The organism is Stenotrophomonas sp. S41, from assembly GCF_016624625.1.
GTDB lineage: Bacteria > Pseudomonadota > Gammaproteobacteria > Xanthomonadales > Xanthomonadaceae > Stenotrophomonas.
This window is the reverse complement of sequence record NZ_JACVTV010000005.1, coordinates 1-17,349: the sequence shown is the minus strand read 5'-3', so window position 1 is coordinate 17,349 and position 17,349 is coordinate 1. Positions and strand designations below refer to the sequence as shown.

At 65.5% G+C, this 17,349-nt stretch carries 12 protein-coding genes; 5 read left to right on the top strand and 7 right to left on the bottom strand.

Annotated features, from left to right (window positions below):
- Positions 1-70: 70 nt before the first annotated feature.
- The 7 genes from IAE56_RS02170 to dnaA all read right to left on the bottom strand — a co-directional run bounded on the left by IAE56_RS02170 (position 71) and on the right by dnaA (position 10,434).
- On the bottom strand, positions 71-1,261 hold the full coding sequence (locus IAE56_RS02170) for a DUF4032 domain-containing protein (protein WP_200751297.1): 1,191 nt from the start codon (positions 1,259-1,261) through the stop codon (positions 71-73).
- A 131-nt stretch (positions 1,262-1,392) separates the two neighbouring features.
- Entirely contained in the window at positions 1,393-2,199 is an 807-nt protein-coding gene (locus IAE56_RS02165; protein ID WP_200751296.1) for a M48 family metallopeptidase, read from the bottom strand.
- Between the two features lie 69 nt (positions 2,200-2,268).
- The gene (locus IAE56_RS02160) at positions 2,269-3,114 is read right to left on the bottom strand and encodes a CPBP family intramembrane glutamic endopeptidase (protein WP_200751295.1); all 846 of its coding nucleotides are present in this window, start codon (positions 3,112-3,114) and stop codon (positions 2,269-2,271) included.
- A 67-nt stretch (positions 3,115-3,181) separates the two neighbouring features.
- A complete protein-coding gene (gene gyrB, locus IAE56_RS02155) occupies positions 3,182-5,641 on the bottom strand; it encodes a DNA topoisomerase (ATP-hydrolyzing) subunit B (protein ID WP_200751294.1) in 2,460 nt (819 codons plus the stop codon).
- A 112-nt stretch (positions 5,642-5,753) separates the two neighbouring features.
- Positions 5,754-6,848, bottom strand: a complete 1,095-nt coding sequence (gene recF / locus IAE56_RS02150) for a DNA replication/repair protein RecF (RefSeq protein WP_200751293.1) — start codon at positions 6,846-6,848, stop codon at positions 5,754-5,756.
- Positions 6,849-7,726: 878 nt separating this feature from the next.
- On the bottom strand, positions 7,727-8,827 hold the full coding sequence (gene dnaN, locus IAE56_RS02145; protein WP_005411731.1) for a DNA polymerase III subunit beta: 1,101 nt from the start codon (positions 8,825-8,827) through the stop codon (positions 7,727-7,729).
- A 275-nt stretch (positions 8,828-9,102) separates the two neighbouring features.
- The gene (gene dnaA / locus IAE56_RS02140; protein ID WP_108767139.1) at positions 9,103-10,434 is read right to left on the bottom strand and encodes a chromosomal replication initiator protein DnaA; all 1,332 of its coding nucleotides are present in this window, start codon (positions 10,432-10,434) and stop codon (positions 9,103-9,105) included.
- Between the two features lie 255 nt (positions 10,435-10,689).
- On the opposite strand from dnaA, the gene rpmH reads away from it, so the two are divergent.
- The 5 genes from rpmH to mnmE all read left to right on the top strand — a co-directional run bounded on the left by rpmH (position 10,690) and on the right by mnmE (position 17,235).
- The gene (gene rpmH, locus IAE56_RS02135) at positions 10,690-10,830 is read left to right on the top strand and encodes a 50S ribosomal protein L34 (RefSeq protein ID WP_005411729.1); all 141 of its coding nucleotides are present in this window, start codon (positions 10,690-10,692) and stop codon (positions 10,828-10,830) included.
- A 5-nt stretch (positions 10,831-10,835) separates the two neighbouring features.
- Positions 10,836-11,330, top strand: a complete 495-nt coding sequence (gene rnpA / locus IAE56_RS02130; RefSeq protein ID WP_108770560.1) for a ribonuclease P protein component — start codon at positions 10,836-10,838, stop codon at positions 11,328-11,330.
- Positions 11,330-13,048, top strand: a complete 1,719-nt coding sequence (gene yidC, locus IAE56_RS02125) for a membrane protein insertase YidC (protein WP_108770559.1) — start codon at positions 11,330-11,332, stop codon at positions 13,046-13,048. Before rnpA ends, yidC begins: the two co-directional genes overlap by 1 nt.
- A gap of 158 nt (positions 13,049-13,206) precedes the next feature.
- The gene (locus tag IAE56_RS02120) at positions 13,207-15,882 is read left to right on the top strand and encodes a polysaccharide deacetylase family protein (RefSeq protein ID WP_200751292.1); all 2,676 of its coding nucleotides are present in this window, start codon (positions 13,207-13,209) and stop codon (positions 15,880-15,882) included.
- Positions 15,883-15,885: 3 nt separating this feature from the next.
- Positions 15,886-17,235, top strand: coding sequence for a tRNA uridine-5-carboxymethylaminomethyl(34) synthesis GTPase MnmE (gene mnmE, locus IAE56_RS02115; RefSeq protein ID WP_164073015.1), 1,350 nt, complete (start codon positions 15,886-15,888; stop codon positions 17,233-17,235).
- Positions 17,236-17,349 lie beyond the last annotated feature (114 nt).

Sequence of the window (17,349 nt, the reverse complement as noted above, 5' to 3'; positions counted from 1 at the left end):
AACCTCCAAGCTTATACCAATCCTGAGCGCCTGCGCATCAACCGTGCAGGCGTTCAGGCGTTATTCCTACTTACTTCAGGTTGATGATTTTTTTGGCATCAGCCTGGTTCTTCACGCCCTTCGCCAGAGCTTCCTGGGCGGCCTTCTTGGCCTCGGGAACGCGACCTTCGGCATGCAGGACGCGTGCCAGGTTCAGGTAGGTCTCACCGTCCTTGGACAGCGGGGCAGCCTTCTGCCACGCCTCGATCGCCTGCGGCACCTGGTCGGAGTAGTAGTAGGACTGGGCCAGCGCCAGGTAAACCTGGTAGTCCGGCTTCAGGATGCCCTTCTGCAACCCTTCGTTGATGACCGCGATGACGTCCTTTTCCTTGTTCTCGGTGTTGGCGTAGATCGAGTACAGCTGCTTGTACTCGCGCTCTTCGGTGAGCTGGCCGCTGCTGCGCAGCTTGTCCATTACCGCGGCGGCCTTCGGCATCTGATCGGCCTGCATGTACATGTTGGCCAGGTTCAGCTGCGCTTTCTTGTCGTTCGGGTTCTTGGCCGCCAGGGCTTCAGCAGTCTTGACCGCTTCACCGGTCTGGCCGGCTTCGGACAGGGCAGCCATCAGCAGCTGGTTCCAGTTGTCCTTCGGCTCGGTCGCGCCGGCGATGGCCTGCTGCAGCACCGGGATGGCTTCCTGGTAGCGCTCCAGCTGGTACAGGGCCTGGCCCTTGGCGATCAGCTCTTCCGGCTTGTTCGACTTGCTCTCGGCGAAGTACTTGTCCAGCGTGGCCAGGCCTTCGGCGGTCTGGTCTTCCTGCAGCTGCAGCTGGCCCAGCATCAGCATCGACTGGTAGTGGCCGTTGTTGTCCAGGCCGTTCAGCTGCAGCGCCTGCTTCAGGTAGCCGATGGCACCGGCGGTGTCGTCGCTCTGGTAGGCAGCCTGCGAAGCCAGCTGCGCGGCCAGCGACTTGTCGTAGTTGTTCGACGCGCTGTTGCCCAGGATCTCGCCTGCAATCTGCAGGGTCTCAGGGAACTTCTGATCGTTGTAGCTGTCAATCAGCTTCTGCAGCTGCTTGCCCATCTTCGCGGACGCTTTTTCCTTCGGCTCCTCACGGGTGGCATTCGGGTACAGGACTTCGGCCTTGGCCTGCTGCTTGCCACCGCGGTTGCCGCGCTCGGACGAACGCGAGGACTGCGCGAAGGCATCGGTGACCACGGCGCCGGTCAGGGCGGTCGCGATGAGGACGGAAAGCACAGCTTTGTGGTTGCGGAAAATCATCGTTCACCTCGATCGAACCGCCGTCAGCGGCAAAGTCGGACTGTCAGAAAAATCTGAGCCGCCAAACGTATCAGAAACAGATGGCGTGAGAAATCGTTTTATGTGCTGCAATACAGCATGAATCTGCGCACTCAGCCACACTTTGGCCTGCGACCAGCGGCCTGGGCCTGCTGATAAGCGGGTGCAAGGGACGGTGCAGCGCGCTGCAGTTGGCGGATGCGGTTGGCCGGATCAGGGTGCGTGGACAGCCATTGCGGGCTGCGTCCGCCACTGGCGGCCATCATGTTCTGCCACAGGTCGACCGCCTGCGCCGGGTTGAAACCGGCATCGGCCATCAGGCGCTGGCCGATGTCATCGGCCTCGGTTTCCTGGGTGCGTGAGTTGGGCAGAACGATCATCGTCTGCGCGGCCGTGCCGCCCAGCTGGTTGACGGTGCTGGCTGCGCCCTCGCCGCCATAGGCCCCCGCGATCATGCCGGCGATGGCCAGGCCCGTCTGCGCGCCCATCTGCCGGGTAATGCGTTCTTCGTGGTGGCGGGCGATGACGTGGCCGATTTCATGGCCGATGACCGCCGCCAGCTGATCCTGGTTCTTGGCGACAGTGAAGATGCCGGTGTTCACGCCGACCTTGCCGCCGGGCAGGGCGAAGGCGTTGGGTTCCTTGTCGACGAACACCGCCGTCTCCCACCGTACGCCCCGGTACTGAGAAGGCAGCTGTGCGACCAGCGCATTGACCACGCACTGCACGTACGCATTCTGGCGGCCGTCGGTGCCGACCTTCTGCTTCTGCTTGGTTTCCGCAAACGCCTGCGCGCCCATCTGGTCGAGCTGGGGCTGCGACACGCCACCGACCACCTGCCGGCGGCCGGTCGGTGAGGTGGTGGTCGCACAGGCACCCACCAGCACGGTGATGAGCAGGGCGAGCAGCAGTGATTTCATGGAATCCCCCGTGTTCATGCAGGCAGTGTGGACTGAGCCCGCTTAATTTTTCGTCAAGCGGCCACGGCCTTACATTGCCCCGAAGAACACCAGCGCGGCCAAGGCCACGGCGTTGTTCAAGCCGTGCGCGATGATCGCCGCCCACAGCGTCCCGGTGCGCCGGTACAGCCAGCAGAACGCGGCGCCCATGCCGCCGTAGACCAGCCACAGCTGGGCGATCTCGGCCGGGCCATTGGCGCTGGTGCCGGGAATCTCATGGATCAGGGCAAAGGCCAGGCTGCTCAGCAGCACGCCCAGCCAGGGCCTGCCGGCCTGCCACAGCCGCCCGAACAGCACGCGGCGGAACAGCAGCTCCTCGTAGGCCGGCGCCAGCACCACCGCAAACAGCACCAGGAACAGCGGGAACCGCTCGATGGCGTGCTGCATCAGCGCCAGGTTGGTGGGCACCGGTTCGACGCCGAGCTGCTTGGCGAGGAAGGCGATGCCATTGCTGCCGATCACGATCAGCGTGGCCACCAGCAGGGTCCAGCCCCAGGTGGACGGGCGCCGCAGCGCCTGCGTCGAGGCCTGCCGTTCGGCCGCATTGGCCGGCCGCCGCTGGAAATACAGCAGCAGCGCCGCGCCACCGGTCGACACCAGGGCCATCAGCACCTGTGCCAGGGCACCGGGCGTGCCCAGCGCTTCGGTCACGCTGGACGGGTCGATACCCGCGCCGTTGTTCTTCGCGTTGGCGTAGCCGACCTGGATGCCGCGATACAGGCCCCACGCCAGTCCGGCGACCAGGCTGAGAATGAACAGCGTGGCGGCGCCAATGCCCAGATCGATGAAGAAGCCTGCCACGGGCGAACCGCGGCGCGGCGCAGCCGAGGCTGGCGGGACGGGCGGCGGGGCGGAGACCGGGACGGAAGCGGACATCGATTACCTGCGATCAGAGGGCGAAGGCCGGCGCGCATCCCCGCGCACCGGCCATGGTCGAAGCGTGTCAGATATCCAGGTTGGCGACCTTAAGCGCGTTGTCTTCGATGAAGTCACGACGCGGTTCGACGACATCGCCCATCAAGGTGCTGAAGATCTGGTCAGCCGCGACAGCATCCTCGATGCGCACCTGCAGCAGGCGGCGGGTATCGGGATTGACGGTGGTATCCCACAGCTGTTCCGGGTTCATTTCACCCAGGCCCTTGAAGCGCTGGATCTGGCGGCCGCGCTTTGCTTCCTCCAGCAGCCAGCTCTGTGCCTTGGCGAAGCTGTCCACTTCGACCGACTTGGCACCGCGGCCGATGGTGGCGCCTTCGCGCACCAGGCCGTGCAGCAGGCTGGCGGCCTGATAGATGGCACGCAGTTCGCCACCTTCGAAGGCGGCCAGCGGCAGCACCTGCACGTGTTCCTCGCCCATGTGGCGGCGGGTCACCAGCACGGCGGCCGGACGCTCGTCGTTCGGCTCCTGCAGTTCCAGGCTGAAACGCGCACTGCCCAGGCTGCCCTGGTTGAGGCGCTTGGCCAGTGCATCCAGGCCCTGGCCTTCAGCGGCATTGCGCAGGTTGGCCAGGTCCATCGGCACGAAGTCGACCAGCGCTTCGAGCAGGTTGCGGTCGTAGCGGTGCGCATTGCGTTCGATCGCGTCGCGCGCGCCGGCAAAGGTCAGCAACAGCTTTTCGAGCGCGGCACCTTCGATGCCCGGCTCACCCGCGGCCGGCACCAGCACGGCGTTTTCCACTGCGTTGCTGGCCAGATAGCTGTCCAGCGCCGGGTCGTCCTTCAGGTACAGCTCCTGCTTGCCCTGCTTGATCTTGTACAGCGGCGGCAGGCCGATGTAGACGTAACCGCGCTCGATCAGCTCCGGCATCTGACGGTAGAAGAACGTCAGCAGCAGGGTGCGGATGTGGGCGCCGTCGACGTCGGCGTCGGTCATGATGATGATCTTGTGGTAACGCAGCTTGTCCGGGTTGTACTCGTCGCGGCCGATGCCGGTACCCAATGCGGTGATGAGCGTACCGACCTGGTCCGAGGCCAGCATGCGGTCGAAGCGGGCACGTTCCACGTTGAGGATCTTGCCGCGCAGCGGCAGCACCGCCTGGTTCTTGCGGTTGCGGCCCTGCTTGGCCGAGCCACCTGCGGAGTCACCCTCGACGATGAACAGTTCGGACAGCGCCGGATCCTTTTCCTGGCAGTCGGCCAGCTTGCCCGGCAGGCCGGCGATGTCCAGCGCGCCCTTGCGGCGGGTCAGGTCGCGGGCCTTGCGCGCCGCTTCACGGGCACGCGCCGCATCGACGATCTTGCCGGCGATGGCCTTGGCTTCGTTCGGATTCTCCTGCAGGAACTCTTCCAGGCGCGCGCCGAAGGCGTTTTCCACCGCCGGACGCACGTCGGAGCTGACCAGCTTTTCCTTGGTCTGGCTGGAGAAGCTCGGGTCCGGCACCTTCACCGACAGCACCGCGATCATGCCTTCGCGCATGTCGTCGCCGGTCAGGTTGATCTTGGCCTGCTTGGCGATGCCGTTCTGCTCGATGTAGTTGTTGAGCACGCGGGTCAGGGCGCCGCGGAAACCGGCCAGGTGGGTACCGCCATCCTTCTGCGGGATGTTGTTGGTGAAGCAGTACATCGTCTCCTGGTAGGAGTCGGTCCACTGCAGCGCCACGTCCACCACGATGTTGTTGTGTTCGCCGGTGACCGAGATGACGTTCGGGTGCAGCGGGGTCTTCAGCTGGGCCAGATGCTCCACGAAGCTGCGGATGCCGCCCTCGTAGTGGAAGTCATCGCGGCGGCCGTCGCCGCGCTCGTCGGCCAGCACGATCTTGACGCCGGAGTTCAGGAACGACAGTTCGCGCAGGCGACGGGCCAGGATGTCGTAGTGGAATTCCACGTTGTCGTGGAAGGCCACGGTCGACGGCCAGAAGCGCACGGTGGTGCCGCGCTTGGTGGTGTCTTCCAGCTTGGCCAGCGCGGTGACCGCGGCGCCGTTGCTGAATTCCTGCTGGTAGTGGGAGCCGTTCTGGAACACGTCCACCAGCAGCTTCTGCGACAGCGCGTTGACCACGCTGACGCCCACGCCGTGCAGGCCGCCGGAAACCTTGTAGCTGTTGTCGTCGAACTTGCCGCCCGCATGCAGCACGGTCATCACGACTTCGGCCGCCGAAACCTCGCGGCCCAGCTTGGCGCTCATCTGTTCGTGCTTGCCGGTCGGGATGCCACGGCCGTTGTCGGACACCGACACCGAGCCGTCAGCGTGGATCGTCACCGCGACGTGGTCGGCGTGGCCGGCGAGGGCTTCGTCGATCGAGTTGTCGACGACCTCGAACACCATGTGGTGCAGACCGGTGCCGTCGTGGACGTCGCCGATGTACATGCCAGGACGCTTGCGGACAGCCTCGAGCCCTTCCAGGGCGGTGATGCTGTTGGCGTCGTAGTTGCCGTTGTTTGCCGGGGTGTTCTGTTCGTCGGTCATTGCGCTTGCCGTAGGCTCCGCAGGTCGGTCACCGCACAGGTGCGATGCGCCGGGTAAGAAGGGGTGCAACCTGAATTATACCAGCCGGGCCCCGCAGGCCCTGATGTAGCCACTATGGCACAGCCACGATCTGCGCATGTTCCACGTGGAACCGGGTGATGTCGGTGAGATCCACCAGGGCCGCCGGGGTCTCGGTGGCCGTTACGAAGATCTGTGCCGGACCGGCCAGCAGACGCTCGAGTACCCGGGCCTGATGGGTGCGGTCCAGCTCCGATGCCAGGTCGTCCAGGGCGATGACCGGCCATTGCCCGCGCTGTTCGGCGTAATCCTCGGCCTGGGCCAGCAGGCAGGCGAGGGCAGTGAGCTTGGCCTGGCCACGTGAGAGCGCATCCCGGCCGGGAATGCTGTGGAAATCCACGCTCCAGTCGGCCCGGTGCGGACCCACCGAGGTGTAACCGGCCTGGCGGTCGCGATCGCGGGCCAGCAGCAGCGCATCGGCCAGCGGCAGTTCGTGCCGGCGCCAGCCCGGGCTGAGATCCAGGCCCTGGATGCCCAACTGCGGTGCCAGTGCGGTTGCCAAGGCAATCGCCCGTTCCTGCAGCCGTTCCAGGTAGTGCTGGCGGCGGCTGGTCAGCGGCTCACCCGCTTCAGCCAGCTCGTGGTCCCAGGTATCCAGCATCCGCGACGGCCCGCCCTGCTTCAACAGGGCATTGCGTTGCTTGAGTGCCCGGGAGTACCGGCGCCACAGCGAAAGGAAGTCTGGTTCCACGTGGAACAGGCCCCAATCGAGGAAACGACGACGCGGTTCGCCACCACCGCTGACCAGGGCGTGGCTGCCCGGTTCAAAGGTCACCACAGCCAACGCCGCGCAGAGATTGCCGAGCTGGGCAACGTCTTCGCCGTCCAGGCGGCCCTTCCAGTCCTGCCCGCTATGGCGAAGACCGGCCTTGCGGCGGTGCGGCGGGTGATCGGCGCGCTGTTCGTCCCATTCCACGAAGATTTCCAGCGCTTCCTGGCCCTCGCGAACCAAGCCATCGCGCACCCGGCCACGGAAGCTGCGGCCATAGGCCATCAGGTGCAGGGCCTCAAGCACACTGGTCTTGCCCGCACCGTTGTCGCCGGTCAGCAGGTTCAAGCCCGGCTGGGGTGACAGTTCCACGGCACTGAAGCGGCGCAGTTGGTTCAAGGCGAGGCGGCGGATCAGCATGGGACGCGGGAGACCATCCGCTCGGGGCGGTAGCAAGGCAGGGAATCCATCAGCTTACTGCATCGGTCAAGACCGCCGTTGCGGGCAGCCCCTTGCGGGTGGAGTTGGCAGGTCCCGTCAGTCCAAACGGTTCCACGTGGAAAACGCTGCGACGAATCCATGCGACAGGGGCGCTGGCGAGGCCTGGATTTCTTGAAATCTGCGGCACCGGGCAGGGTCCTCGCCCTCAGAATCCAGCGAATTTCAGCCCAGCGTGGAACCGTATCCGTGCGTCGCAGCCGGGGCAGCAGCCGAGGTCGCCGCGAATTGCTTGAAATCTGCAGGGCAGGGCTGCAAAGCGTTCCACAGATTTCAAAGAATTCAGACCACTCGTTCCACGCTGTCCACAGCGGCTCTGTATGACTTATACACAAGGTATGGGCAATCTGTGGATAAAAAAGCCCTTTTCAGCCGCCTGAAAAACTATCCACAGCTTCCCCCCCAGCCCCAAGGGCCCATATACAGGGGGTTTCAGGTGCACAAAAACCTTTGAAATCAATTAGATAACCCTGTTTTCCACGAAATCTGGCCCTACCATCACCACCAAGCTTTAGATTTATACCCAGATTTAAAAGCTAGGGCAGCGCCTTTCGGCCAGAAAACCGGGCTGTGGACAGTAGCGTCAGCAGAGCCCAGATCGGCCTGCTGAGAACTTCCAAGAATCGCTAAACCGTCGTGCATCCATCGAGCGAGGAACCGATCGGGATCCAGGAAGCAGAGATCAAACCGGCAACGCGGACTCCCGTTCCCGGGATCCTCCTCAATGCTCCACGTGGAACCAAAAAAAAAACGCCCGGATCTCCCGGGCGTCTTCTGTTTCACGTGGAACAACGCAGACGTCAGAGACGCAGCGGCATCACCACATGGCGCGACTTCTCGCTGCTGGACTCACGCACCAACGCCGAGGAATTGGAATCGCGCAGCTGGATGATGACTTCCTCGTCGCGCAGGGCGGACAGGGCATCCAGCAGGTAGTTCACGTTGAAGCCGATGGCCAGATCGCTGACCGTGGTATCGGCCTCGATCTCTTCCTGGGCTTCTTCCTGCTCGGGGTTGTGCGCGCTGATCTTCAGGTTGCCCGGCGAGACTTCCACGCGGATGCCGCGGTACTTCTCGTTGGACAGAATCGCGGCACGCTGCAACGAAGCACGCAGGGCTTCGCGATCCACCTTCACTTCGCGGTCGGCGCCGATCGGGATCACGGCCTCATAATCCGGGAAGCGACCGTCGATCAGCTTCGAGGTGAAGGTGACATCGTCGCGCTTGACGCGGACGTGGCTGCGGCCGACTTCAAGCTCGATCTCGCGATCGCCGCTTTCCAGCAGGCGCTGCAGTTCGGTCACGCCCTTGCGCGGCACGATGATCTGGCGCTTGGAACCGCTGGGCTTGGCCAGGTCGGTTTCACACAGGGCCAGGCGGTGGCCGTCGGTGGCGACGGTACGCAGGGCATCACCGCGCAGGTCGAACAGCAGACCGTTGAGGTAGTAGCGCACGTCCTGTTGGGCCATCGCGAACGCCGTGCGCTCGATCAGCTCCTTCAGGGTCGCTTCGCCGATGGCCACGCGCTCGGTGGCTTCCACTTCGTCCACCGACGGGAAGTCGTTGGACGGCAGCGTTGCCAGCGTGAAGCGGCTGCGACCGGCTTGCACGGTGATCTTGTCACCGGTCTGCGAGACGGTGATCCGGCTGCCATCGGGCAGGGCGCGGATGATCTCGAACAGCTTGCGGGCGGGGATGGTGGTTTCGCCGTCCTGGGCATCTTCAACCGCGATCCGCGACACCATCTCCACTTCCAGGTCGGTACCGGTCAGCGACAGCTGGCCGTTCTGCACCTGGACCAGGAAATTGGCCAGAACCGGAAGGGTCTGGCGGCGTTCGACCACGTTGACGACCTGTGCCAACGGCTTGAGAAAGGCTTCGCGCTGCAGTGTGAAACGCATGTGGTTCCGTGCCCCTATGCTTTAAAAAATGTGGAATAAATCAAAAGCTTGGTGGTGCTGGTAGAGACAGAATCGCTGGAAAACAATGCTAAGTCTTTGTAATCAAAAGGGTTTCTAACCTCGAAACCCTCTGCATTACCGCCCCCCAGGGGGTGGGGAAAGCTGTGGATAAATTCGACGCGTTTTCCGACGTCTTTTTTATCCACAACTCATCCCGCGCTTGCTACCGGATTCTGCACCGTTTTGTGCGATGACGCCTCATCAGCGTCCGTGCATCATTCGCTCAGCTTCCGGATCAGCTTGTCCCAGTCCTCGCGGAGCTTGCCGTCGGTTTCCATCAGGGTCCGGATCTGGCGGCAGGCATGCAGCACCGTGGTGTGATCGCGACCGGCGAAGGCATCGCCGATCTCGGGCAGGCTGTGCTCGGTCAGCTCCTTGGTCAGGGCCATGGCGACCTGGCGCGGGCGGGCCAGCGAACGGGTCCGGCGCTTGGACAGCAGATCCTTGATCTGCAGGCCGTAGTAGTCGGCAACGGTTTTCTGGATGTTGGGAATGCTGATCGCCTGCTGCTGGGCGCGCAGCAGGTCGCGCAGGGTTTCCTGGGCGAATTCGGTGGTGATCGCGCGGCCGGTGAAATTGGCGCGGGCGGTCAGGGTATTGAGCGCGCCTTCGAGGTCGCGCACGTTGGAGCGCATCTTCTTGGCGATCAGGAACGCAACGTCATCGGGAATCTCGGCACCGCGTTCGCGGGCCTTCGCCAGCACGATCGCGGCGCGGGTCTCGAAGTCCGGCGGTTCGATCGCGACCGACAGGCCCCAGGCAAGCCGCGACTTCAGGCGCGCTTCCAGGCCCTCGACTTCGCGCGGGTACCGGTCGCAGGTCAGGATGATCTGCTGCTTGCCGTCGAACAGCGCGTTGAAGGTGTGGAAGAACTCTTCCTGGGTGCGGTCCTTGCCGGCGAAGAACTGGATGTCATCGATCAGCAGCGCGTCCACCTGCTGGAACTGGCGCTTGAACTGATCCATGGTCTTTTCCTGCAGGGCCCGGATCATCGCGCTGAAGAACTGTTCCGAACGCAGGTACAGCACCTTCGCACCCGGGTTGGCCTGGCGCATGGCGTTGCCGGCGGCGAACATCAGGTGGGTCTTGCCCAGGCCGGTGCCTCCGTACAGCAGCAGCGGATTGTGCGCGCGGTCGCCCGGCTTCTGCGCCGCCTGGAAGGCAGCGGCCAGGCCCAGCTGGTTGCTGCGGCCTTCGACGAAGTTGGCGAAGGTGTAGTGGTTGTCCAGGTTGCCTGCGAACGGCACCTGCGGTTCGGCTGCCACCGCCGTCGCCGCGCTCGAAACCGGCGCGTTCTGCGCCTCCGAGGGCCGCGGGCGCGAGCCGATTTCAAGAAAAACGTCGCCGAAACCCGCGAAGTGCGTCAGCAGCTCGCGGATCCGGGCCAGGTACAGCTCGCGCACCTGGTCGACGATGAAGGCGTTCGGGGCATACAGCACCAGGCTGTCCGCGCGCAGATCGGCCTGCAGCGGCTTCAACCAGGTGTGAACGTCTTCGGGCGGGAACTCCGCTTCGAGGCGTTCGAGACTTCGGGACCAGGCATCCATCGGCAATAATCGTCCGGTGACCTGTGCACAGGCGCGACAACGCGCCCAAACACAGGCCTGAAAGGGGGGAAATGGATGGCTCAGACTACCACCGAGCGCCCGGCTTCGGAATGCTTGTCCCCCACTTATTCACAAAAAGATCCACAGCTATTGCACAGCCCGGTGAATTGGCGTAGTCACAAGGGGTTGACGTAGGGGGGGAGACCTCTCTAGAATTTCCGGTTCTTTCCCGTCCCATTCATACGAGAGGCCCACATGGCCACCAAGCGCACCTACCAGCCCAGCAACCTCAAGCGTAAGCGCGACCACGGCTTCCGTGCCCGTATGAAGACCGCTGACGGCCGCAAGATCCTGTCGCGTCGCCGCGCCAAGGGCCGCAAAGTCCTGAGCGCCTGATTGCCATGCCGCACATCGCGGCAGACGCAATCCCTTCGACAGTGAATACTGCAGACCCGCGCAAGCGATTCCCTCGCTCTGCGCGGGTTCGCACGCGTGCCGAATATTCAACGGTCTTCAACGGCGCCCGCCGTGTGTCCGATCCGCTGATGACCCTGCACTGGCTGCCGGCTGACCGGCCGGCCAGGCTGGGTCTGGCGGTTTCCCGCAAGGTTGATCCGAACGCCGTTGGGCGTAACCGGATCAAGCGCGTCCTGCGCGACATCTTGCGTCAGACACGAACCGATATCCAGCCAGGCGACTTCGTCGTCGTGGCTCGTAGTGCTGCGCGTTCTGCCAGCAACGACGACATCCGCCAGGCCTTTCTGCGCCTGCTGCGGCGCCTGCGTGCATTGCCCGCGCCGGGCGTGGACGGCACAATGCCGCCGCCAGATGGCATCGCACCTCCCTCTTTGATCGAGCCGGCATCGCGTCCCGGCCCCGCCGAGCCTGTCCGCTGATGAACCAGACCCGCGTATTCCTTATTTTTGCCTGGCTGATGGTGGCCGTGTTCCTGTGGATGGAGTGGGGCCGTGAAAAGGCCGCGCCGACCCCGGCCCCGACCACCACCTCGGCCCAGGCCGCCGCACAGAGCGTTCCAGGTGCGACCCCGGGCAGCATCCCCAGCGCGCAGGTCCCCGGTGCCCCGGGCCAGGCCGCGGCGCAGCAGGCCCAGGCCAGCGCCACCCCGGCCGCCCAGCGCGTGACCATCACCACCGACGTGCTGCGCCTGGTGGTGGACGGCGGCCGCGTGCTCGACGCCGAGCTGCTGCAGTTCCCGCAGTCCAAGGAAGAAGGCAGCGCCCCGGTGCGCCTGCTGACCGAAGACCCCGCGCATCCGTACAGCGCGATCAGCGGCTGGGCCAGCGAAGACAAGAACACCCCGGTACCGGGCGCCGATGGCTTCAAGCTGGTCGGTGACGTCCGCGACTTCGTGCTGGCCGACGGCCAGAACGAACTGCAGATCCCGTTCGTGTGGACCGCCGACAACGGCGTGACCATCAAGCGCACCCTGACCGTCTCGCGCAACGAGTACGCCGTGCGCTTCAAGGACGAGGTCAGCAACACCGGCGCCGCCCCGTGGAACGGCTACGTCTACCGCACCCTGGACCGTACCCCGACCATCCTGTCGCGGAACATGACCAACCCGGACTCGTTCAGCTTCAACGGTGCTACCTGGTACGACAACGACAAGAAGTACCAGCGTCGTGCGTTCAAGGATTACCTGGACGATGGCGCGCTGAACCAGAACATCACCGGCGGCTGGCTGGCGATGCTGCAGCATCACTTCTTCACCGCCTGGATCCCGCAGAAGGACCAGACCGCCCACTACGTGCTGTCGCAGGTGGCCGGTCGTGACCTGATCGAAGCGCGCGGCCCGGCCTTCACCGTGGCCCCGGGCCAGTCCACCAGCACCGAAGCCCGCCTGTGGGTCGGCCCGAAGCTGGTCAACCAGATCGCCAAGGAAGACGTGCCGGGCCTGGACCGCGTGGTCGACTACAGCCGCTTCTCGATGATGGCGGTGATCGGCCAGGGCCTGTTCTGGGTGCTGAACCAGGTGCACAAGCTGGTCGGCAACTGGGGCTGGGCCATCGTCGGCCTGGTGGTCCTGCTGAAGCTGGTGCTCTACCCGCTGTCGGCCGTGCAGTACAAGAGCGGTGCGAAGATGCGTCGCTTCCAGCCGCGCATCGCGCAGCTGAAGGAACGCTATGGCGATGACCGCCAGAAGTTCCAGACCGCGATGATGGAGCTGTACAAGAAGGAAAAGATCAATCCGATGGGCGGCTGCCTGCCGATCCTCATCCAGATGCCGATCTTCTTCGCCCTGTACTGGGTGCTGGTCGAGTCGGTCGAACTGCGCCAGGCGCCGTGGCTGGGCTGGATCCAGGATCTGACCGCGCGCGACCCGTACTTCATCCTGCCGGTCATCAACATGGCGGTGATGTGGGCCACGCAGAAGCTGACCCCGGCACCGGGCATGGACCCGATGCAGCAGAAGATGATGCAGTTCATGCCGCTGGTCTTCGGCTTCATGATGGCCTTCATGCCGTCCGGCCTGGTCCTGTACTGGGTGGTCAACGGCGGCCTGGGCCTGCTGCAGCAGTGGTGGATGACCAAGCGCCACGGCGGCGAGCCGCTGCCGGCGACCACCGCACCGGCCCCGGTCAAGAAGAAATAACCCGGGTAGAGTCGACCGTTGGTCGACTGGCGCTGGAACAGTCGACCAACGGTCGACTCTACCGACGCTGATCCCCGCAAAAGCCCGCCGCAAGGCGGGCTTTTCGCATGCGGGGTTAGAATCGCCCGCACACCGTGTCCCCATCCATCGAGCCTGCCATGCCGCGTGCGTTGTCGTTCCGCCTGTTCCTGCCCTCGCTGCTGTTGACCCTGGCCGTTGCCGGCTGCGGCGACAAGGAGGGCAAGGCGCCCGCCGCCGCCGCCGTCACCCAGCCCAGCGCACAGGCCGCTGCCGCCGCCGATCCGGCCGCCGCGCCGCTGCTGGCCGCGCTGCAGAAGCAGCTCGATGGCTACCGCCGCATCATCGTGCTGCTGGCCGACGAGGAGCAGCAGAGCGCGGCCGACCGCGGTACCTCCACCCGCATCGGCCAGCAGCTGTTCCACGACGGGCTGGAACAGCGCACCGCCATCGCCGCGCAGTTCGACACTCTGCTGCGTGGTGGCAGCCCGCAGCGCTTCGCCACGCTGGGCACCGTGCTGGACTACATCGAATCGGCCCCGGAGCTGTTCGATGCCGATCGCCTGGCCTTCCGCGAGGTGCTGCGCGACCTGCACGATCGCATCGGTGCCGATTCCTCGCTGCCGGCGGTGAAGCTGCACCAGCGCATCGGCGAGGACCTGGACGCGCTGGACGAGATCGAGCGCAACTACAACCAGGAACTGACCCGCATCTTCAGCCGCTTCGAGCGCACCCGTGCCATCGACCTGAAGCGCGAGAAGTGGGAGGACTACATCGCCCACCTGCACAAGGACTACAGCCGCGAGGCGATCCTGCGCGACTACGGGGTGATCGAGCCGTACCCGATGTCGATGAAGGACAGCGACCGCGAGATCTTCGGCCGCGACCTGCCGGCCAAGACCGTGGTGCTGACCTTCGACGACGGCCCGCACAAGGCCTACACCGATGAAGTGGTGGCCATCCTCAAGCGCTACGACGTGCCGGGCGTGTTCTTCGAAGTGGGCCGCAACCTGGGCAAGGTCGAGGCCGACGGCAAGGTCAGCCTGGGCCCGATGGCGAAGATCAGCCGCAACCTGATGGAAGAGGGCTATGCGGTGGGCAACCACAGCCTGACCCACACGCAGCTGTCGCGCACCACCGGCGATGCACTGCGCCAGCAGGTGCTGGACACCGACACCCTGCTGAAGGATGTCGACAGCAAGCGTGCGCCGCTGTTCCGCTTCCCGTATGGCGCGCGCAACGCCGAAGGCCTGCAGCTGCTCAACGAGGCCGGCCTGAAGTCGATCATGTGGAACATCGATTCGATGGACTGGGCCGACCCGGTGCCGGAATCGATCGTGCAGCGCGTGCTCGGCCAGGTGAACAAGGAACAGCGCGGCATCATCCTGTTCCATGACATCCACGACCGTGCGGTGAAGGCGCTGCCGCAGATCCTCGACCGGCTGATCGCCGACGGTTACCAGTTCGCCGGCTGGAACGGCCGCGAGTTCACCGTCGCCCGCGCGCGCAAGGGCGCCAGCAGCGATGCCACCGTCACCACCGGCTACGAGAAGTCGTGGGCGATCGTGGTCGGCATCGACAACTACGCCAAGTGGCCGAAGCTGGAATACGCCAGCCACGACGCGCAGGCGGTGGCCGACACCCTGACCGGGCAGTTCGGCTTCCCGTCCTCGCAGGTGATCGTGCTGAAGAACGAGCAGGCCACCCGCAACAACATCCTGGCGGCCTTCCACGACCGCCTGGCCGACGACCGCACCGGAAAGAACGACCGCGTGTTCGTGTTCTTCGCCGGCCACGGCGCCACCCGCCAGCTCGCTTCAGGCCGCGACCTCGGCTACATCATCCCGGTGGATTCGGACCCGAAGGAATTCGCCACCGACGCCATCGCGATGACCGACATCCAGAACATCGCCGAAAGCATGCAGGCCAAGCACGTGATGTTCGTGATGGATGCCTGCTACAGCGGCCTGGGCCTGACCCGCGGTGGTCCGTCCTCGTCGTCGTTCCTGCGCGAGAACGCACGCCGCAGCGCGCGGCAGATGCTGACTGCCGGCGGTGCCGACCAGCAGGTGGCCGATGCCGGCCCGAACGGCCATTCGGTGTTCACCTGGGTGCTGCTGCAGGCGCTGGCCGGCAAGGGCGACCTCAATGGTGATCGCCTCATCACCGGCACCGAACTGGCCGCCTACGTGGCGCCGGCGGTGTCGGCCGTCTCGCACCAGACCCCGGCGTTCGGCAGCCTGCCCGGTTCGCAGGGCGGCGAGTTCGTGTTCCAGGTGCCGGACAGCCAGGAATACCTCAACGCCGATACGCGCCAGCTGACCCCGGATGCCATCGCGCTGAACAACAAGGTCGACGCCGCGCAGGATGCCAAGGGCGCGCAGGCGCCGGTGACCGTGGCCGACCTGCAGGGCGGCAAGGCCAAGCTGGTGGTGCCCACTGCCGGCCCGGCCTCGGACCGCCAGCGCGCGCAGCAGGCCAACGATCGTGGCCTGCAGCTGTATCGCGAGAAGCAGTACGACGAAGCCGTTGCGCAGTTCACCGAAGCATTGAAGCTGCGGCCTGATTTTGCCCAGGCGGCCAACAACCTCGGCTTCGTCTACTACCGCCAGCAGCGCTACGCCGAAGCCGCACGCTGGCTGGAAAACACCCTGAAGATCGACCCGTCGCGCGCGGTGGCCCACCTCAACCTGGGCGATGCCTACTTCAACGCCGGCGACAAGGCCAAGGCGAAGCAGGCCTACACCACCTACCTCGCCCTGCAGCCGCAGGGCAGCGGTGCCGCGCAGGCGCGCGCGCAGCTGGAGAAGCTCTGAGCCATGAACGATGTGACCCGCACCGACACCATCGTCGCCATCGCCAGTGCCCCCGGCGCGGGCGGTGTCGGCCTGCTGCGCCTGTCCGGCCCGCGTGCGGCGGCGATTGCCAACGCGCTGGGCGCGCCCACGCTGCGCCCGCGCCATGCGCACTACGCGCGGCTGCGCGATGCCGACGGTGAAGTGATCGACGACGGCATCGTGCTGTGGTTCCCGGCACCGAACAGCTTCACCGGCGAGGAAGTGGTGGAACTGCAGGGCCACGGCAGCCCCGTGCTGCTGCAGCAGCTGGTCGCGCGCTGCATCGCACTCGGCGCGCGCCAGGCGCGGCCGGGTGAGTTCAGCGAACGGGCCTTCCTCAACGGCAAGCTCGACCTGGCCCAGGCCGAGGCCATCGCCGACCTGATCGCCGCCGGCGACAACCGCGCCGCGCGCGCGGCACGTCGCTCGCTGGACGGCGTGTTCTCGCGCCGCATCGAGGCCGTGGTCGAACAGCTGGTGCTGCTGCGCATCCACGTGGAAGCGGCCATCGACTTCGCCGACGAACCGCTGGACACCCTCGGCGGTGCGCAGGTGCGGCGCGGGCTGGAACAGGCGCGCGCTGATCTTGCCCTGCTGCGTCGTGATGCCGAGCGCGGCCGACGCCTTCGCGATGGCCTGCATGCAGTGCTGATCGGCCCGCCGAATGCCGGCAAGAGCTCACTGCTGAACGCCCTGGCCGGCAGCGAGCGCGCCATCGTCACCGACATCGCCGGCACTACCCGCGACACCCTGCGCGAAACCATCCGCCTGGATGGGCTGGAGCTGACCCTGGTCGACACCGCCGGCCTGCGCGACGGCGGCGATGCCATCGAACGCGAAGGCATGCGCCGCGCCCACGTGGAAATCGAACGCACCGACCTGGCGCTGATCGTGCTGGACGCGCGCGACCCGGCCGCCGGCGAAGCCGCGCTGGGCGAAGCCGTGGCCGCCGTGCCGCACAAGGTCTACATCCACAACAAGTCGGACCTGCTGGACGCGTTGCCGGCGCTGGACGATCCGGACCGCGTGTTCGTCTCGGCCACCACCGGTGCCGGCCTGGAAGACCTGCACACGCGCCTGCGTTCGATTGCCTCGGCCGGGGCAGGGGAGCAGGTGGAGGGCGAGTTCTCCGCCCGCACCCGCCACGTGGATGCGATCGAACGCGCGCAGGAGCATGCGCAGCGCGCCGATGGCGAGCTGGTGCACGAGCATCTGGAACTGGCCGCCGAGGAACTGCGGCTGGCGCACGACGCGCTGGGCGAGATCACCGGGCAGATGAGTGCGGATGACCTGCTGGGCAGGATCTTCTCCAGCTTCTGCATCGGCAAGTAAGGCCCGCGCTCTGGCTCTGGTAGATGCCAACGGTGGTTGGCATACGGTCCCTGGGGTTGGGGGGGGGGCCCCCGCGGGGGGGCGCCCCCAAATAAAGACCCCCGGGGAAATTAA

Excerpts from the sequence above, each read along its gene's own strand:
- IAE56_RS02170 (WP_200751297.1), bottom strand. The coding sequence starts at position 1,261 with ATGATTTTCCGCAACCACAAAGCTGTGCTTTCCGTCCTCATCGCGACC.
- IAE56_RS02165 (WP_200751296.1), bottom strand. The coding sequence starts at position 2,199 with ATGAAATCACTGCTGCTCGCCCTGCTCATCACCGTGCTGGTGGGTGCC.
- IAE56_RS02160 (WP_200751295.1), bottom strand. The coding sequence starts at position 3,114 with ATGTCCGCTTCCGTCCCGGTCTCCGCCCCGCCGCCCGTCCCGCCAGCC.
- gyrB (WP_200751294.1), bottom strand. The coding sequence starts at position 5,641 with ATGACCGACGAACAGAACACCCCGGCAAACAACGGCAACTACGACGCC.
- recF (WP_200751293.1), bottom strand. The coding sequence starts at position 6,848 with ATGCTGATCCGCCGCCTCGCCTTGAACCAACTGCGCCGCTTCAGTGCC.
- dnaN (WP_005411731.1), bottom strand. The coding sequence starts at position 8,827 with ATGCGTTTCACACTGCAGCGCGAAGCCTTTCTCAAGCCGTTGGCACAG.
- dnaA (WP_108767139.1), bottom strand. The coding sequence starts at position 10,434 with ATGGATGCCTGGTCCCGAAGTCTCGAACGCCTCGAAGCGGAGTTCCCG.
- rpmH (WP_005411729.1), top strand. The coding sequence starts at position 10,690 with ATGGCCACCAAGCGCACCTACCAGCCCAGCAACCTCAAGCGTAAGCGC.
- rnpA (WP_108770560.1), top strand. The coding sequence starts at position 10,836 with ATGCCGCACATCGCGGCAGACGCAATCCCTTCGACAGTGAATACTGCA.
- yidC (WP_108770559.1), top strand. The coding sequence starts at position 11,330 with ATGAACCAGACCCGCGTATTCCTTATTTTTGCCTGGCTGATGGTGGCC.
- IAE56_RS02120 (WP_200751292.1), top strand. The coding sequence starts at position 13,207 with ATGCCGCGTGCGTTGTCGTTCCGCCTGTTCCTGCCCTCGCTGCTGTTG.
- mnmE (WP_164073015.1), top strand. The coding sequence starts at position 15,886 with ATGAACGATGTGACCCGCACCGACACCATCGTCGCCATCGCCAGTGCC.